At 66.6% G+C, this 14,812-nt stretch carries 13 protein-coding genes; 10 read left to right on the top strand and 3 right to left on the bottom strand.

The genetic code is table 11. From position 1 onward, the window contains the following. The first annotated feature begins 26 nt into the window (after window positions 1-26). The 4 genes from AC1M2K_RS07055 (at window position 27) to AC1M2K_RS07070 (ending at window position 5,432) form a co-directional block, all read left to right on the top strand. Window positions 27-959, top strand: a complete 933-nt coding sequence (locus AC1M2K_RS07055) for a sulfurtransferase (protein WP_480240399.1) — start codon at window positions 27-29, stop codon at window positions 957-959. A gap of 76 nt (window positions 960-1,035) precedes the next feature. Continuing rightward, a complete protein-coding gene (locus AC1M2K_RS07060; RefSeq protein ID WP_480240400.1) occupies window positions 1,036-1,959 on the top strand; it encodes a hypothetical protein in 924 nt (307 codons plus the stop codon). Between the two features lie 91 nt (window positions 1,960-2,050). Beyond that, window positions 2,051-3,550 carry a chaplin family protein gene (locus AC1M2K_RS07065; RefSeq protein WP_480240401.1) on the top strand — a complete coding sequence of 500 codons (1,500 nt, stop codon included), beginning with the start codon at window positions 2,051-2,053 and terminating at the stop codon, window positions 3,548-3,550. A gap of 1,453 nt (window positions 3,551-5,003) precedes the next feature. Then, window positions 5,004-5,432 carry a hypothetical protein gene (locus AC1M2K_RS07070; RefSeq protein ID WP_480240402.1) on the top strand — a complete coding sequence of 143 codons (429 nt, stop codon included), beginning with the start codon at window positions 5,004-5,006 and terminating at the stop codon, window positions 5,430-5,432. A 177-nt stretch (window positions 5,433-5,609) separates the two neighbouring features. Here the strand turns inward: AC1M2K_RS07070 and AC1M2K_RS07075 are convergent, their stop codons facing one another. Next, the gene (locus AC1M2K_RS07075; protein WP_480238731.1) at window positions 5,610-6,200 is read right to left on the bottom strand and encodes a helix-turn-helix domain-containing protein; all 591 of its coding nucleotides are present in this window, start codon (window positions 6,198-6,200) and stop codon (window positions 5,610-5,612) included. Between the two features lie 66 nt (window positions 6,201-6,266). On the opposite strand from AC1M2K_RS07075, the gene AC1M2K_RS07080 reads away from it, so the two are divergent. The 3 genes from AC1M2K_RS07080 to AC1M2K_RS07090 all read left to right on the top strand — a co-directional run bounded on the left by AC1M2K_RS07080 (window position 6,267) and on the right by AC1M2K_RS07090 (window position 7,966). Then, the gene (locus tag AC1M2K_RS07080; RefSeq protein WP_480240403.1) at window positions 6,267-7,247 is read left to right on the top strand and encodes an NAD(P)/FAD-dependent oxidoreductase; all 981 of its coding nucleotides are present in this window, start codon (window positions 6,267-6,269) and stop codon (window positions 7,245-7,247) included. Window positions 7,248-7,416: 169 nt separating this feature from the next. Beyond that, the gene (locus AC1M2K_RS07085; protein WP_480238729.1) at window positions 7,417-7,665 is read left to right on the top strand and encodes a DUF8129 domain-containing protein; all 249 of its coding nucleotides are present in this window, start codon (window positions 7,417-7,419) and stop codon (window positions 7,663-7,665) included. Between the two features lie 7 nt (window positions 7,666-7,672). Further along, complete coding sequence (locus AC1M2K_RS07090) at window positions 7,673-7,966, top strand: DUF1905 domain-containing protein (RefSeq protein WP_480240404.1); 294 nt, start codon at window positions 7,673-7,675, stop codon at window positions 7,964-7,966. Between the two features lie 107 nt (window positions 7,967-8,073). On the opposite strand, the gene AC1M2K_RS07095 is transcribed toward AC1M2K_RS07090, so the two are convergent. Together AC1M2K_RS07095 and AC1M2K_RS07100 are read right to left on the bottom strand one after the other, a co-directional pair. Beyond that, window positions 8,074-9,672, bottom strand: coding sequence for a M20/M25/M40 family metallo-hydrolase (locus tag AC1M2K_RS07095; RefSeq protein WP_480240405.1), 1,599 nt, complete (start codon window positions 9,670-9,672; stop codon window positions 8,074-8,076). A gap of 272 nt (window positions 9,673-9,944) precedes the next feature. Continuing rightward, a complete protein-coding gene (locus tag AC1M2K_RS07100; RefSeq protein ID WP_480240406.1) occupies window positions 9,945-10,895 on the bottom strand; it encodes a hydroxypyruvate isomerase family protein in 951 nt (316 codons plus the stop codon). Between AC1M2K_RS07100 and AC1M2K_RS07105 the strand changes: the two genes are divergently transcribed. Genes AC1M2K_RS07105 through AC1M2K_RS07115 form a run of 3 tightly spaced genes read left to right on the top strand, consistent with a single transcriptional unit; the run spans window position 10,885 to window position 14,757 of the window. After that, window positions 10,885-11,769: an NAD(P)-dependent oxidoreductase gene (locus AC1M2K_RS07105; RefSeq protein ID WP_480240407.1), complete on the top strand. Its 885-nt coding sequence runs from the start codon at window positions 10,885-10,887 to the stop codon at window positions 11,767-11,769. The genes AC1M2K_RS07100 and AC1M2K_RS07105 overlap by 11 nt on opposite strands. Next, window positions 11,766-13,823, top strand: coding sequence for a beta-galactosidase trimerization domain-containing protein (locus tag AC1M2K_RS07110; protein ID WP_480240408.1), 2,058 nt, complete (start codon window positions 11,766-11,768; stop codon window positions 13,821-13,823). Before AC1M2K_RS07105 ends, AC1M2K_RS07110 begins: the two co-directional genes overlap by 4 nt. Then, window positions 13,813-14,757, top strand: coding sequence for a D-2-hydroxyacid dehydrogenase (locus AC1M2K_RS07115; protein ID WP_480240409.1), 945 nt, complete (start codon window positions 13,813-13,815; stop codon window positions 14,755-14,757). Before AC1M2K_RS07110 ends, AC1M2K_RS07115 begins: the two co-directional genes overlap by 11 nt. Window positions 14,758-14,812 lie beyond the last annotated feature (55 nt).

Raw genomic sequence — 14,812 nt, forward strand, 5'->3', positions numbered from 1 at the left:
CCAGCGAGGACCGGCACGATGGATGTATGGCAATACCCGGAGGCACCGTGTCCGTTCTTCTCACCCCCAGCCAGCTTCTCGCCGAACGCGCGGCGGGCGCCACGATCCGCGTGCTCGACGTGCGCTGGCGGCTCGACCGTCCCGACGGACGCCCGGAATATCTCGAGGGGCACATCCCCGGAGCGGTCTACGTCGACCTCGACACGCAGCTCGCGCGGAAAGGGGCCGCGACCGACGGACGGCATCCGCTGCCGACGGTTGAGGTGCTGCAGGCGGCCGTGCGCTCCTGGGGGATTCACGACGGCGACCGCGTCGTCGTCTACGACGACTGGCAGAGCGCGGCGGCATCCCGAGCCTGGTGGCTGCTTCGCTATGCGGGGCTCGACGACGTCCGGGCGCTCGACGGCGGCCTCGGCGAGTGGACGGCCCAGGGCAACAAACTCGAGTCTGGCGACGTCACCGTCGAACCTGGTACGGCCACCCTCTCATACGGTCACCTTCCCGTCCTCGACATCGCCGACGCAGCCGGCTTCCCTGCGACGGGAGTGCTGCTCGACGCGCGCGCCCCGGAGCGCTACCGCGGAGAGACCGAGCCGCTCGATCCGCGCACCGGCCACATCCCCGGGGCTGTCAACGCTCCGTCCTCCGGCAACGTCGACGACCGGGGCCGGTTCCTCTCGGCGGACCGGCTGCGCGAGGGATTCTCCGCACTCGGCGTGACCGACGGCATCCCGGTCGGCGCGTACTGCGGTTCGGGCATCACCGCGGCGCACCATGCGCTCGCCCTCACCCTCGCGGGATTCGAGCCTGCCGTGTATCCGGGTTCGTGGAGCCAGTGGTCGAACCATCCCGACCGTCCGGTCGCCACCGGTGCCGAGGCAGGCGTCCCGGCGGGTGCGCCGCTGGGCCGACCTGCACACCGCCGGTCGAGTGGCGGCGCGAAAAGATACGCGCAATAATCCGTCTTCGCAAGGGCGTTGCCGATCTTTTTTTGCGTGGCAGAGTGAACTGACTGACTCTGAGGGGGGTGAGGTCATGAACGATTCGCGTTCCGTGATCCTCTCTCCTGTGCGGCTGGTCCTCGCTTCGATCGGTCTGGCCCTGGTCTGGCTCTTCCTCAGCTTCATGTTCGGCTCCGACTCCGCTCGCGCTGACGACCGCGAGCGCTCTCTGGTCGATGGCATCGTCTCCGATGTCGTGACCGTTGTCGAAGCACCGCTCGTCGAGCTCGGCTCGGCCACCGGTTCCGTCGTCTCCGCGATCGCCACTCCGGATGCCGATCGGGCGCCCGCGGCTCCGGTCGCCACCGTCGTTCCCGCCGTCCGATCGGCGGTCGCCGTTGTGGTCGACGCGAAGCCGGACTCCCGCGTCGTCACCCCGGTCGCAGCGACAGTCGACGAGGTCGTCGCAGCACTCCCTGTCGTCGGCAGCCTCCCGGTCGTTTCGGATGTTCTCGAGAACCACCCGGTCACGGATGTCACCTCACCGGTCACCGACGTCGTCGACGAGGTCCTGGCCGGCGTGATCGGCACCGGAACCGACGTCACACTTCCCGGTCTGCCGTCCGTTCCGTCGATCCCCGTGCTCCCGGTGCTCCCGGATGCCGACGGCGTGACGGCATCCGTCACCGATCTGAACTCGTCCACCGCAAGCACTCCGGCGACGTCGTCGTGGGCAGCGACTCTGAACTACCGGGCGGGCGCAGGCCCCGCAGCGTCCGCCCGGCAACATCCGGACCCAGTGCCCCAGGGCCCGGCTGACAACGGGACGTCGGCGCCGCCGACCCCGTCCGGCGCGAACTCGGGAGCGGGATCCGGCGGTCCAGCCGGACCCGTCAGTGCTGCCGACAACGCCTCCGGCTCTTTCGCTGCGCTGCTTCACAACGCCGCGCTGTCCCCGGCCGAGAATGACGCAGTGCCTTCATCCCTCGCCCGGGACCTCTCGTCGACTCCTGACTGACGACGGTTCGGCCTGCATTCTGCGCAGGCATCCGAACCACTTCCTCCCGCCTGTGAGGGACATCCGTCATCAGATTTCAAGGAGTACGACCATGAATCGAACAGTTGCGAGGTGCCTGTACGGCATTCTCTTCGCCGGGGGAATCACCCTTCTCGGCGCCACGGCGGCGAACGCCGCTGACACATCCGGTGACGACGGCGTGCTCTCGGGCACTCTCGTCGACAGTGTGGTGTCCATCCCGGTGACTGTCGGCGGCAATGCCGTCAGCGTTCTCGGGGACTCCGGTTCGGATTCCGCGGCTACGAACATTGCCCCAGCCGCGGCCTCCGCACCGTCGGCCGCCGCCTCCTCGACCTCAGGGGACGACGGGATCGCGAGCGGAAGCCAGGTCACTGGCGCTGTTTCTGTGCCGGTGACAATCGGCGGCAACGCGGTCTCCGTGCTCGGCGACTCTTCGTCGACGGATGCGTCGACCCCCGTCGCCTCTGGTCCCGTAGCGTCGCAGGGCAGAACGTCGGGCGACGACAGCATCGCTGGCGGCAGCCAGGTGTCGCCGGTCGTGACCGTGCCGGTGGCCATCGGCGGCAACAGCATCAGTGTGCTGGGCGATTCGTCTTCGGATGGGTCAACCGGCTCGACCTTTCCTGCCGGATCGGCCGCCGGCACAGGATCGACGACGTCCGGTGACGACGGAATCGCGAGTGGCAGCCAGGTGCTGCCAGCCGTCACCGCCCCGGTGACCGCCGGCGGTAACGCGATCTCGGTGATCGGCGACTCGTCGTCTTCTGGATCGACGACCGGTTCGACGACGGATGCCGCGACGCCGGCTGGCTCATCCAGCACGTCGGGTGACGATGGCATCGCCGGTGGCACTCAGGTCGCTCCGGTGGTGACGGCGCCGATTAGCGCTGGTGGCAACGCGGTCAGTGTGATCGGGGACTCATCGTCGGCGGGTTCGACGACTGGTGCTTCGAACGCCCCGTCGGGGTCGACGGGTTCGACCACCTCGGGTGACGACGGCGTCGCCGATGGCATTCAGGTCGCGCCGGCTATCACCGCTCCAGTCGGTGTGGGTGGCAACGCTGTCAGTGTGATCGGTGATTCATCGTCGTCGGGTTACACGACCGGTGGTTCGACTGCCCCGTCGGGTTCGACGGGTTCGACCACCTCGGGTGATGACGGCGTTGCCGGTGGCACTCAGGTCGCCCCGGTGATCAGCGTTCCGCTCGACCTCGGTGGCAACAGCGTCAGCGTGATCGGCGACAGCTCGACGGGCGCCGACGCGGATAGCGCGCCAGTCGCCCCGACCGTCCCTGGAATCCCGACGACGCCGACCGCACCGGTCGACCCGTCGGAGCCCGGCGCTCCGTCGACCCCGGGTGACGCATCCAGTGAGGGTGTCAGCGACTCCGGAATCGAGGCGGGGGTCGAGACGGGAATGACCGCGCAGGTGACGGCATCCGCTGACCCGCAGCTCGCCGAAACGGGCACGGACGGAGCGGCTCTGCTGCTTCGGCTCGCAGCCCTGATGCTGCTCGGCGGTGCGGCGATCGTGCTGTTCGGGCGTAAGCGCCAGGCGCAGCGGATCTAGCGTTGCGCGACGGAGCGGCTCGGGCGGCTTCGGCCGCTCGGGCCATCCGTCGTGCCTGCGACGAGTTGCCCCGAGTGCTGCACATGCAGTCGAGTGCTGCACTTTTGTGTCGAGGGCGCTAGTTGCAACTGCAGCGCTCGACAGAAGGTGCAGCGCTCGCCGGTGCTACGGGCGCGGTTTGTTCGATGGGAGGCCATTGCCAACGAGAATGTCGTACAGCTGACGAGGCGGATACAAATGTCTGGGTTCCCACCGAGAGACGCGCGAAACGACGCGACGCAGTTCGTTCTCCCGATTCTTCTCGTCGATAACCGCTTGTTCCGCCGTACGTCCGCGGAGAAATGTGGGGTTCGGGTACTTCGATCGGCCGTCGCACTCACCCGCGTGACTGTATTCGCGCCAGAAGAAATCCGGGAGTGCCGTACGTCCACTCGGTAGCCGGAGCCGCACCTGCAACTCGGGAGGCGGGAACCCGAGGAGGTGAATCTGGACGCGGCTGTGCGATTCCTCGGTTGAGTCCGACAGTGACGACGCGAATGCCGCAGCGGCGAGCGCCCGACGGTACCCGCGCGCACCCGCACTCCGATCAACCATGCCGTTGAGTTCTTCTCGTGAACAGAGGGCTCCGCCGCTCCGCCGTTCGTGCAAGGCAGAATCCATCACAGCCACGGCATCTGCGAATCGCATCGTCCGGGCCAGGTCGGTGACGGTCTGCGCCGGCGAGGTCAGCACGAACGCACCCATCTCGAGGACCTCGAGGTCCGCCATTGATCGGGAATGTCGCGTGAAGGATCCACTCGACCGTCCGCCAGCCGAGCGGTCGATCGACACATCGACCTGGGACGGCCACCTGCCAAGGATGCGAATTCCCCACAGCGCCGCCGCCGCAAAGTGCGACAGCACAAGAGGAGATCGCGACCGTTCCACAGCTTCCGAGACCCGCAGCGCGTGCAAGGCAATCGGTTCGAGCTCGGTCCAGGCCTGCTTCGGGACATACGAGCCGCGAGCGATGCGCACGATGTCACCTGAGTTTGTGAATCGCCGCAGCATCGCGTCGCTCGTCCCGAGCAGAGCCTGTTCCCGTCGCCGGATCACCTGGACCATTCGATGAGGATGTCGCCGGTGGCCCGAACACGCCACACCCGCGGTGTGGGTGTGGAGAACGCGGTTGTTATCGGTGGTTGGGGAGGCCCGCGCAGCCCGTCCTTGACCTGCTCGCCCAGGTTCTGGTTGTGCGAGCAGGCGCCGAGCGCAACACATTCAGTCGAGCGCTGCAGTTACCGTCGAGTGCGCCAGTTGCAACTGCAGCACCGGGCGGCAACTGCGGCACTCGGCGAGTGGGTGGAACCGGAGTCGCCCATCCTCGTGCCGACGCACGATCTCATCCTCTGGTTGGGCCTCTCTCATCCCTGGAGCCGATTCGCGTCCCGCGCCAAAACGGTGGACTGGGAGCATGGCCCCGCTCCGCAGAATCACGACCGCTCTCATCCTCGCCGGCACGCTCAGTGTCGCGATGAGCGGATGCTCCGTCGAAACGCTCCTCAGCAACTCACACGAGGAGCACTTCGCCGACTACGACGCCGCTGCCGAGGGCTGGGTCGGCGGGAAGATGCCCGGTTGGATCCCGACGGATTCCACCGGCATCCGTCGACTCGCGACCAAGGATGAGCGGATCTCGGTGATCCGCATCGAATCGGGCAGCACGCCGCGTGGGGACTGTGCCGAGCAGTCGCGGCAGGGTGTTCCGGTGCTCACGGCATCGTGGACGGCAGCCGATCGCCCCGACGTCGTGACGGTCTGTGGTGCGTACGAGATCATGCCGACCGAAAACGGCTGGCTCGGCTGGCTGTACAACCCGAAGGAACCCGGGCGACTGTCGTAAATCAGGAGATCGTCGGCTTCACAGGACCGAATCGGCAAATTTCTCCTGAGAATCGTGTGATCTCCTGTCAATCGACCCACCGCGCAGCACTGCACAAGGAAAAAGCCGCGAGATCAGGATGCTGTCGGCGACGCATCCTTGTCTCGGCCGTTTTTCCTTGCCTCGGGTCGAACCCGATCAGCGCGCAGCCCGCTGCGGCTTCGCGCGCACGTGCATCCGCTCGCCTTGCTTGCCGAACAGGCTGAGGAACTCGACCGCACCGTTCCCGACCCGCCCGAACCAGTGCGGAGTCTGCGTGCTGAACTCGGCCGCCTCGCCGGCGGTCAACACGAGGTCATGCTCGCCGAGCACGAGCCGCAGTTCGCCCTTGAGCACGTAGATCCACTCGTAGCCCTCGTGCACCTTGGGGTCAGGCTCGGTCCGCGGCGATGTCGCCGGAATCACGGTCTTGAACGCCTGCATCCCACCGGAGTCACGGCTGAGCGGCAGGATCGTCATGCCGTGGTGGCTGATCGGCCGGATGTGGATGCGTGGATCCCCGGTCGCCGGAGCGCCTACGAGTTCATCCAGCGGAACGCCGTGCTCCCGGGCGAGGGGGAGCAGCAGTTCGAGGTTCGGCCGGCGCTGCCCCGACTCGAGCCGCGACAGCGTGCTCACCGAGATGCCGGTCGCCGCAGACAGGTCCGCCAGGGTCACGTGCCGTCGCAGGCGCAGCGCACGCAACCGGGGGCCGACCGCGTTGAGGATGTCGTCCGTCGAATCTTCCATGCCTCCAGTTTGCCATTGCAGCAACAAAGCTTGTCAATTCGGATGCCGCTGCGTGACCCTTGAATCATGACAAACAACACTTCTCCTTCTCTCTTCGATGCGGTCATCGTCGGCGGTGGCGCCGCCGGTCTGAGTGCCGCCGTCGCCCTCGGCCGGGCCCGCCGCTCCGTCGTCGTGGTCGATGCGGGCGAACCACGTAACGCCCCGGCATCCGGGGTCCACAACTTCCTCACCCGCGACGGCACCCCGCCGGCCGAGCTGATGCAGCTCGGCCGCGCCGAGGTCGAGTCGTACGGCGGATCCGTTGTGCCCGGCACCGCTGTCTCCGTCACGCGCACCGACGCCGGCTTCGCCGTCACGACCGCCGACGGTACCGTGCTCACCGGCCGCCGCCTGGTCGTGGCGACGGGCCTCGTCGACGAGCTGCCGAACATCCCGGGTCTGCGCGAACGCTGGGGCCGCAACGTGCTGCACTGCCCGTACTGCCACGGCTGGGAAGTGCGCGACCGCTCAATCGGGATCCTCGCGACCGGGCCGAGCGCGATGCACCAGGCGATGCTGTTCCGGCAGCTGACCGACCGGGTGACCGTGTTCCAGCACCAGGCGCCCGACCTCACCGAGGAGGAGCTCGAGCAGCTCGCCGCCCGTGACATCCCTATCGTTCGCGGCCGGGTGGCCTCCGTCGAGGCATCCGGCGATCACCTCACCGGCGTCACGCTCGACGACGGCACCGTTCACCCGATCGAGGAGCTCGTCGTCGCACCGATCTTCACCGCACGCGGTGGCCTGCTGGAGTCGCTCGGCGCCGAAATCCTGCCGCACCCGATGGGCGTCGGCACCTTCATCGAGACGGATGCCATGGGCGCCACCTCAATCCCCGGCGTGTGGGCGGCCGGAAACGTCACCGACCTCGTCGGGCAGGTCGTCACGTCGGCGGCGCAGGGGCTCCGTGCCGGCGCCGCGCTCAACGCGGATCTCGTTGCCGAAGAGACGCGGGATGCCGTGGCGGCGTATCGGGCGACGCGCACGCCGTCGCTGGTCGAGTAGGCCGCCCGCACCGGCGGGTCGCCCAGATCGACAGCGTTGGGTCCCGGCCCGTTCAGGGCGGCAAAAGCTCCACTGTCTGGGGGTGTCAGTACCCTTGAATTGGACGTGTTCAACGCGTTCAATTGACTGTGAGGGGATGCCGCAGGGCACGGCGTCGGTGGAGGGGACCATGAACGACGTGATGGTGTCGGGAGACCCGTCGGCTGCGGCTGAATTCGGGGGCCCTGAGCATCCGCATCTGGCGGAATCGTTCGACGCCGAGAGCGTGCTCGCGCTGCTTGCCTATGAGGAATCGCACGGGCGGCGCCCCGCCGTCGTCGAGGCGCTGAAGGAGCGGCTCGCGGCGGTGCGAAGCGGGGTCGAGCCGAGCGGGCCGCTGGGGGAGCACCTGCCGCGACCGACGCCGTTGGTCGAGTAAGCCGCGCATGGACTTCACGTTCACTGCGCCGCTCTGGGCCTGGAGCGGCAACGCTGCCTGGCTCTTCGTCTCGTTGCCCGAGGAGGAGAGCGAAGACATCCGCGATCGGCCACGGATGCCTCGCGGCTTCGGCGCGGTCAAAGTGCGTGTTCGAGTCGGCGGCTCGACCTGGGACACCTCGGTGTTCCCGGACAGCACCGAGGGCGTCTACATCCTCCCGATCAAGAAGGCTGTGCGTGCCGCGGAGGGCATAGAGGAGGGGAAGCCCGTCGAGGTGCACCTGGAGCTGCTCGAGTTGTAGCAGCGCTGCGGTGGTCGAGTAGCGAAGCGTATCGAAACCGCACCCCCACAAAGCACTCGGGGCCTCCGCGCGATGCGCAGAGACCCCGAGGCGTTCAGCAGGGAGCGTTAGCGTCCCTTGTCGTAACCCTTGTATCCGAACTTCTCAGAACCGTGGCCCTTGCCGTAGCCCTTTCCGTCCTTGTAGTGGTTCTTTCCGTTGCCCTTGCCGTGACCCTTGAGGGCCTTGGCGCCGGCGTAGACGACCGTCGAGTGGGCGATGGCGTCAGCCATCTGTCCGAGCACTTTCTGGTCGATGTTGTTGATGTCGTCGCACGCCGCGTGGTAGCAGGGGTCGAACGGGGCACCAGCGGTGCCACCGAAGATGGCCGCCTGGGCCGCGGACTTGATGCCCTCAGCTCCGGTGAACAATCCACCAGCAGGGATGCCGTTCTCAATGAACGCGAAGTAGTCGCTGCGTCCACTGAACTCGGTTGGTGCTGTCTCGAGTCCCTGCGAGGCGAAGTAGTCCTCGAAAGTGGTCTCGATGGCATCCGACCCGGCAGGACCTGCGGTACCGAAGGCATCCCCGTCTCCGTCATAGACGAAGCGCACCGCGTTGGGCGAGCCGACCATGTCGAAGTTGAGGTTGGCAGCGTGCTGCGCGATCTGCGCCGGGGTCAGCTGTGCGACGTAGAAGTTCGAGCCGAGTAGGCCGTCTTCTTCACCGCTCCAGAATGCGAAACGCAGCTTGTTCGTCGGAACGATCTTCTTCTTCGACATCTGCAGGGCCGTCTCGAGCATCGAGGCCGTTCCTGAACCGTTGTCGTTGATGCCGGGGCCCTCAGCGACACCGTCGAGGTGTCCGCCGACGACGATCGTCTTGTTGACGTCACCGAAGCGGCTGTCCGCGAAGAGGTTGAACGTGTCGACGGCTTCGATGTGGGCATCGAACGCGAGGTGCACTTCGGCGCCGGCCGTGTTGGCGAGCGTCTCTCCGAGTGCGAACGGCGTGGTGACGACGGGGAGTGCGAAGACCGTTTCGCCGAGCGTTCCACCGAAGAGGCCCAGGCGGTCCTGGCCCTCGACGACGTTGCCCTGGTTGAAGATGATCACGCCGATGGCGCCGTTGGCGAGAGCGTTGTCAGCCTTCACGCGGAAGTCGCACGTACCGCGCTGCACGAGCGCGATGTTGCCGGCGGTGAAGCTGTCGAAGTCGGCGTCTTCACAACCGCTCGTCGATGCGCGGTCGCCGACGAGGTTGATGTCGACGGCCTGCACGGCGCCGCTGACGTCACCCTCGGATGAGTTGGTCGCTTCGACGAAGTCGACCCCGTATTCGTAGCTGGCCGTCGTGGGAGCTGTCAGATCGAGGACTGCGGTGTCGACGACCGACTTCTCATAGCTGAACGGCTGACGCCACGTGGTGTAGCCCGCCTTCTTCAGCAGCTTTTCGTAGTAGACAGCGGATGCCACGTGGCCCGCCGTTCCCGCTGCCCGGTTGCCGCCGTTGGCATCCGAGATCCCCTGTAGTGCCTTGAGGTGCTGGTTGACGCCTTTGGCCGTAACGGCCTTGCGCAGTTGTTCAGACACCGATTTGTTGCCGTTTCCGTTACCGTGGCCTTTGCCGCCACCGGCGTATGCGGGTCCGGCGAACCCGACTGCGATCAGGGCACCGGTTGCGAGGGTTGCCCCCAACGCGATGCCTAATTTGCGTCGCTGAATCATGTATTGCTCCTTCGTTGGAGTGTGACAATCAGCACCGAAGCGTCCTTGCCCCGGCACAGTGCTCCCGACACTACCCCCGAACGCGGGTCATGTGTGTCCGCTCTTTGGGGGACCCTCCGTCGGGCTTCCAGGTGTCCGGGGGCACACCGTTTGCCGCGTGAATCCGCCGATTCCGGTGGTCGACTAGCTCGCGCGGCGAGCGGATCGAGACCGTCGCCGGCGGTCGCCGAGATGCCATGAAGGGCTCCACGGCATCCGTTTTCGGGTACGCGCTACTCGGCCACCGACGGTACGGGCCCCATCCAGCCGAAGCTTTCGGCCGTCGGGCCCTGCGGCCGGTACTCGCAGCCGATGACGCCGTCGTAACCCCCAGCGTCCACTGCGGAGAAGAAGCCCGCGAAGTCGATGGCTCCGGTGCCGGGCTGCCCGCGACCCGGACTGTCAGCGATCTGGATGTGTCCGATGTGCGGGGCGAGCTCGGTCACGCTTGAGGCGACATCCACTCCGTTGTTTGTCAGGTGGTACGCGTCAAACAGCAGGCGCACGGCCGGTGAACCGGCTCGATCGATCACCCGGAGGGCATCGTCGGGGGTGAGCAGGGGATAGTCGCCATTCTCGCCGGCGGTCAGCGGCTCGAGGAGGACCACGCCGCCGATGTCTGCCAGCAGGTCGGTGGCTCGCGTCAGGTTTCTGATGGCGGTCCGATCCTGTAACTCGGTATCCACACCCGGCAGCCGCTGCCCGTAGAGGGCGTTGAAGTGGCGGCATCCTGTCTGATCGGCGATTCGGCGGATCAGCTCGAGGTTGGCGTCGAAAAGGCCGGTGGCCCCCGGGTGGGAGAGGATGCCGCGCTCGCCGCCGGGCATGTCACCCGCGAAGAAGTTCAGTCCAGTGAGCCGGACTCCGGCCTGGTCGAGGGTGTTGACGAAGCCCGCAACTTCCGCTGTATCCGGGTCCGGTTCGCTGAATGGCCACCAGCATTCGACCGCCCCGAAACCAGCTTCACGTGCCGCAGCGGCGCGCTCCGCGAAGGGCAACTCGGGAAACAGAATGGACAGGTTTGCGGAGAACTCCATGGTGATCGCCTTCCTCGTCGATGAAGAAATTAGTTCTTGACTTCTGAATTGGTATATCGAAATACTAAGGGAAATCGATATACCAACGCGAGACCTTCTCGGAAAGTCGATTCGCCCATCAAAGGAGATTGCACGGATGTCTGTCATCGGATTCATCGGCCTCGGTGTCATGGGACGCCCGATGGCTGCCAACCTGGTGAAAGCCGGTCACGACGTGCGCGGCTTCGTGCGAAATGAATCGGGTCGCGACGCAGCTTCTGCACTGGCAATCACCACCGTGGATTCACTTGCCGCAGCGGTCACCGGTGCAGATCTCGTGATCACGATGCTGCCTGACTCGCCCGACGTCGAAGCCGTCGCACTCGGTGAGGCTGGGATCCTCGAGCACATCGAGCCCGGCGCCGGATACATCGACATGAGCACCATCACACCCGAGACGGCCCGCCTGGTCGCGGAGCGATTCCGCAGCGAGGGACACGGAGTGCTTGACGCACCGGTCTCCGGCGGTGAGGCCGGAGCGAAAGAAGGCGTGCTGTCGATCATGGTCGGTGGCGACGCCGAGGACCTCGACCGCTGGCGCGGCGTGCTCGCGGCGATGGGAAGCACGATCGTGCACGTCGGTGACTCCGGAGCCGGCCAGGTGGTCAAGGCCGCCAATCAGCTCATGGTCGCTGGGCACTTGCAGATGCTGGCGGAAGCGATCGTCTTCCTCGAAGCGCAGGGGGCGGATGTCGGCACGGCGCTGTCCGTGATCGCCAAGGGCCTCGGAGGAAGTACGGTGATCGACCGTAAGGCCACCGGCATTCTCGCCGAGAACTTCCAGCCGGGCTTCCGGATCGAACTCCACCACAAAGACCTCGGCATCGTGCGTGATGCAGCCCGCATGACCGGGACGTCGCTCCCTGTCACTGCGCTGATCTCGCAATTCGTCCAGTCCATCGTGACCCGGGGAGACGGCGGGCTCGATCATTCGGCGCTCGTTCGGTTCGCTCGGGAAGCCAACGTCGGAGCAGGCGCATGACCACGATGATCGCTCCGGAACAGACCGTCACGGGGCCCCAGGCCCGGACCGGCTGGTGGAGCCACCCCTTCCAGATGTTCCAGACCAACCTGCGGGAGGTCGACGCCGGCCTCGACGTCGACGACGCCCTCACCGCGGTCGAAGATCACGGTGCTGGGGTGTGGCTGCTGAACGTCGGCGGGATCCTGTCGCACTACCCGACCAAGCTGGCCTTCCAGACCCGCAACCCCGCGCTGGCCCAGCGGACCAGCGGTGACCTCGTGGGCGACGCCGTCACCGCCGCCCACCGACGCGGAATCAAACTGCTCGCCCGGATGGACTTCTCGAAGATCGCCCCGCGCATCGCCGACGAGCACCCCGAATGGTGCTTCCGGTCAGCCTCCGGCGCCCGACAGGTATACGAGGGGCTCGTCAGCGTCTGCCCGAGCGGCAAGTACTACCAGGACCGCACCCTCGACATCCTCGACGAGATCCTCGATCGCTACCACGTCGACGGCTTCTTCTTCAACTGGTTCGGATTCAACGAGGTCGACTACGGCGGCACCGTCCACGGTGTCTGCCACTGCGAGGCCTGCCGCGCGAGCTTCACCGCCTTCACGGGAATCGCCGAGCTCCCGGCGACGGCGTCTGACGAGAGCTACCTCGAGTGGAAACGCTTCGCAGGCCACACGATCGACGCCCTGACCGATCGTATCCGTCGTCACATCCACGCCCGCAACCCGGAGGCCGGACTCATCCTCGGGCGTTCAGCCGACATTCTCTTCCACGAAGCGAACAATGCGCTGGGGCGCACGCTGTGGCCGCACGCGACCTCCGAATCCGTCAGCGCGTTTCGTGTGGCGCAGCCGGAAAAAGCCGTGCTCGTCAACGCGGTGACGTTCTACGACATGCCCTACCGGATGGCGAGTGAACAGCCCGAGATGTTCGCCGAATACCTGGTGCAGGCCATCGCGCGCGGTGCGAACCCGTCGACCTACATCATGGGCCCGCCCAACGGAATCACGTACGACTGCCTGTCGGCGGCGGCCGCGGTCACCCGGTTCCACCGCGACCACGCGGCGGTCTACGACGGGATGGCGCCGGCCGCCAACGTCGGCCTGCTGCGGCCTGACCCGCTGAGCGCTCAGCCGCCCCGTCACGCCGAATCCGTCATCGAATTCCGCGGATGGTTCGTCGGTCTGATGGAACGGCATATTCCCTTCGACGTGGTTCCGCTCGAGTCGCTCGGGAAGACGTCGCTGTCGCGGTTCCGCGCTCTCATCGCACCGGATCTCAGCTCCCTGACTCCGGCTCAGGATGCCGCCATCGCCGCGTTCATCGAAGACGGCGGAGTGGTTTTCGCCACCGGAGCAACCGGCATCCGCGGCGACGGCAGCTGTGCCGAATGGCTTCCCGCATCACTCCAGACCAGCACGGTCGACGACGCCGATGCGCTCAAGTCTTCGTACCTTCAGCTTCGCCCGGCAGACGCGGTCGAGGGCTCGGCGCTCATCGCCCGCTTCGGACGCCAGCACGCGCTGCAGTGGAAGCCAGATACTCAGCTGAGCCAGCGGATCATTCCCTCGGCCCCGTACGGACCGCCCGAAAAGGCATACGGGCACCAAGCCGGGGACGCATTCGCGTGCGGCATCCGCGAATCCGGAGCAGGCCGCGTGGTCCAGCTCGGCTGGCTGCCTGGCGTCGCCTATGCAGGACTGCTGCTGACCTCGGTGCGGGATGCCGCCATCGATCTCGTGATCGATTCGGTCGTCGACACCGCCCCGGTGATCGTCGAGGCTCCTGAGCAGGTCGAAGTGATCCTCGGTCGCTCGTCCGCTGGACTCGTCGTGCACCTGCTGAACCACTCAGGTCAGCGCCGCAATGGCTTCGGCCCCGTCGTGCCGATCCACGGCATCCGGATCCGGGTTCCACGCGCAGGAGCCGGTCGCGCACGCGCCCTCGGCTCAGCAACCGGAATGCGATCGAGCGCAGCCGGCGACGATCTCGTGCTCGACCTCGATGTTCTGCACACTTTCGCTGTCGTCGTGATCGAGGCTGCCGACCATGTCGCCTGACAGGGACGTCGTGCTCGTGCGCGGCGGCGAGTCGGACCGGCTGATCGCCAGGCTCCACTCCGCGTACCCCGGCCTCGGCGTCGTGGTCAATGGCGACGTCGAAGCCAGACCCGACGAGATCACCATCGTCGCCGGGAAGGTTCATGATGAGGAACTGGACGGGATGCCGGCACTCGACTGGGTGCACTCCTGGGCCGCAGGGGTCGAGGGCGATGTGGGCCCCGCCCTCCGTCGGAGCGGGATCACCGTCACTTCATCCGCAGGCAACGGGGCGATCCCGCTCGCCGAACACGCCATGATGCTCGCACTCATGCTCAACCGCGACGCGCCACGCTGGCTCGCCGCGCAAGCCGATCACCGCTGGGAACGGTTCAGCCATGCGGAACTTCACGGGAAGACGATGGGAATCTACGGATTCGGAAACGTCGGCCGTGAACTCGCAGCCCGGGCGAAGGCGTTCGGGATGCGGGTCGTCGCCCTCAGGAGGGACCCGAGCCGTGACACCGAGCTCGTCGACGAGATGTTCGGGCCAGACGGAATCCTCGACTTTGCCGCCCGCTGCGACGTGCTCGTCGTCACCGCAGCCCGCACGCCGGAGACCGAGGGCGCCATCGACGCTGCGGTGCTCGCAGCGCTCAAGCCGGACGCGCACCTCATCGTGGTTTCGCGGGGCGGAATCGTCGCGGATGCCGACCTGCTGGCAGCATTGAGGTCAGGGTCGCTCGCCGCAGCGGGACTCGACGCGCATGCGGTCGAACCGCTGCCGGCCGATTCCCCGTACTGGACTCTCCCCAACGTCATCGTCACACCGCACAACGGTGCGACGACGTCGTCCACGGCCAGCAGGGGGACCGAGATCTTTCTCGCGAACCTGCACCGACGCCTCTCCTCCCACCCGCTGCTCAACCGTGTCGACGTCTCAGCACTCGCCTGACGTCGCATCCCACACCGCACCACCACATCGTTCATACAAAGCCGTATCGAAAGAA

It is taken from the genome of Mycetocola sp. Y171 (genome assembly GCF_056713165.1).

Bases quoted from the DNA above. Each gene is read 5' to 3' on its own strand.
- AC1M2K_RS07055 (WP_480240399.1), top strand. From the start codon at position 27: ATGGCAATACCCGGAGGCACCGTGTCCGTTCTTCTCACCCCCAGCCAG.
- AC1M2K_RS07060 (WP_480240400.1), top strand. From the start codon at position 1,036: ATGAACGATTCGCGTTCCGTGATCCTCTCTCCTGTGCGGCTGGTCCTC.
- AC1M2K_RS07065 (WP_480240401.1), top strand. From the start codon at position 2,051: ATGAATCGAACAGTTGCGAGGTGCCTGTACGGCATTCTCTTCGCCGGG.
- AC1M2K_RS07070 (WP_480240402.1), top strand. From the start codon at position 5,004: ATGGCCCCGCTCCGCAGAATCACGACCGCTCTCATCCTCGCCGGCACG.
- AC1M2K_RS07075 (WP_480238731.1), bottom strand. From the start codon at position 6,200: ATGGAAGATTCGACGGACGACATCCTCAACGCGGTCGGCCCCCGGTTG.
- AC1M2K_RS07080 (WP_480240403.1), top strand. From the start codon at position 6,267: ATGACAAACAACACTTCTCCTTCTCTCTTCGATGCGGTCATCGTCGGC.
- AC1M2K_RS07085 (WP_480238729.1), top strand. From the start codon at position 7,417: ATGAACGACGTGATGGTGTCGGGAGACCCGTCGGCTGCGGCTGAATTC.
- AC1M2K_RS07090 (WP_480240404.1), top strand. From the start codon at position 7,673: ATGGACTTCACGTTCACTGCGCCGCTCTGGGCCTGGAGCGGCAACGCT.
- AC1M2K_RS07095 (WP_480240405.1), bottom strand. From the start codon at position 9,672: ATGATTCAGCGACGCAAATTAGGCATCGCGTTGGGGGCAACCCTCGCA.
- AC1M2K_RS07105 (WP_480240407.1), top strand. From the start codon at position 10,885: ATGTCTGTCATCGGATTCATCGGCCTCGGTGTCATGGGACGCCCGATG.
- AC1M2K_RS07100 (WP_480240406.1), bottom strand. From the start codon at position 10,895: ATGACAGACATCCGTGCAATCTCCTTTGATGGGCGAATCGACTTTCCG.
- AC1M2K_RS07110 (WP_480240408.1), top strand. From the start codon at position 11,766: ATGACCACGATGATCGCTCCGGAACAGACCGTCACGGGGCCCCAGGCC.
- AC1M2K_RS07115 (WP_480240409.1), top strand. From the start codon at position 13,813: ATGTCGCCTGACAGGGACGTCGTGCTCGTGCGCGGCGGCGAGTCGGAC.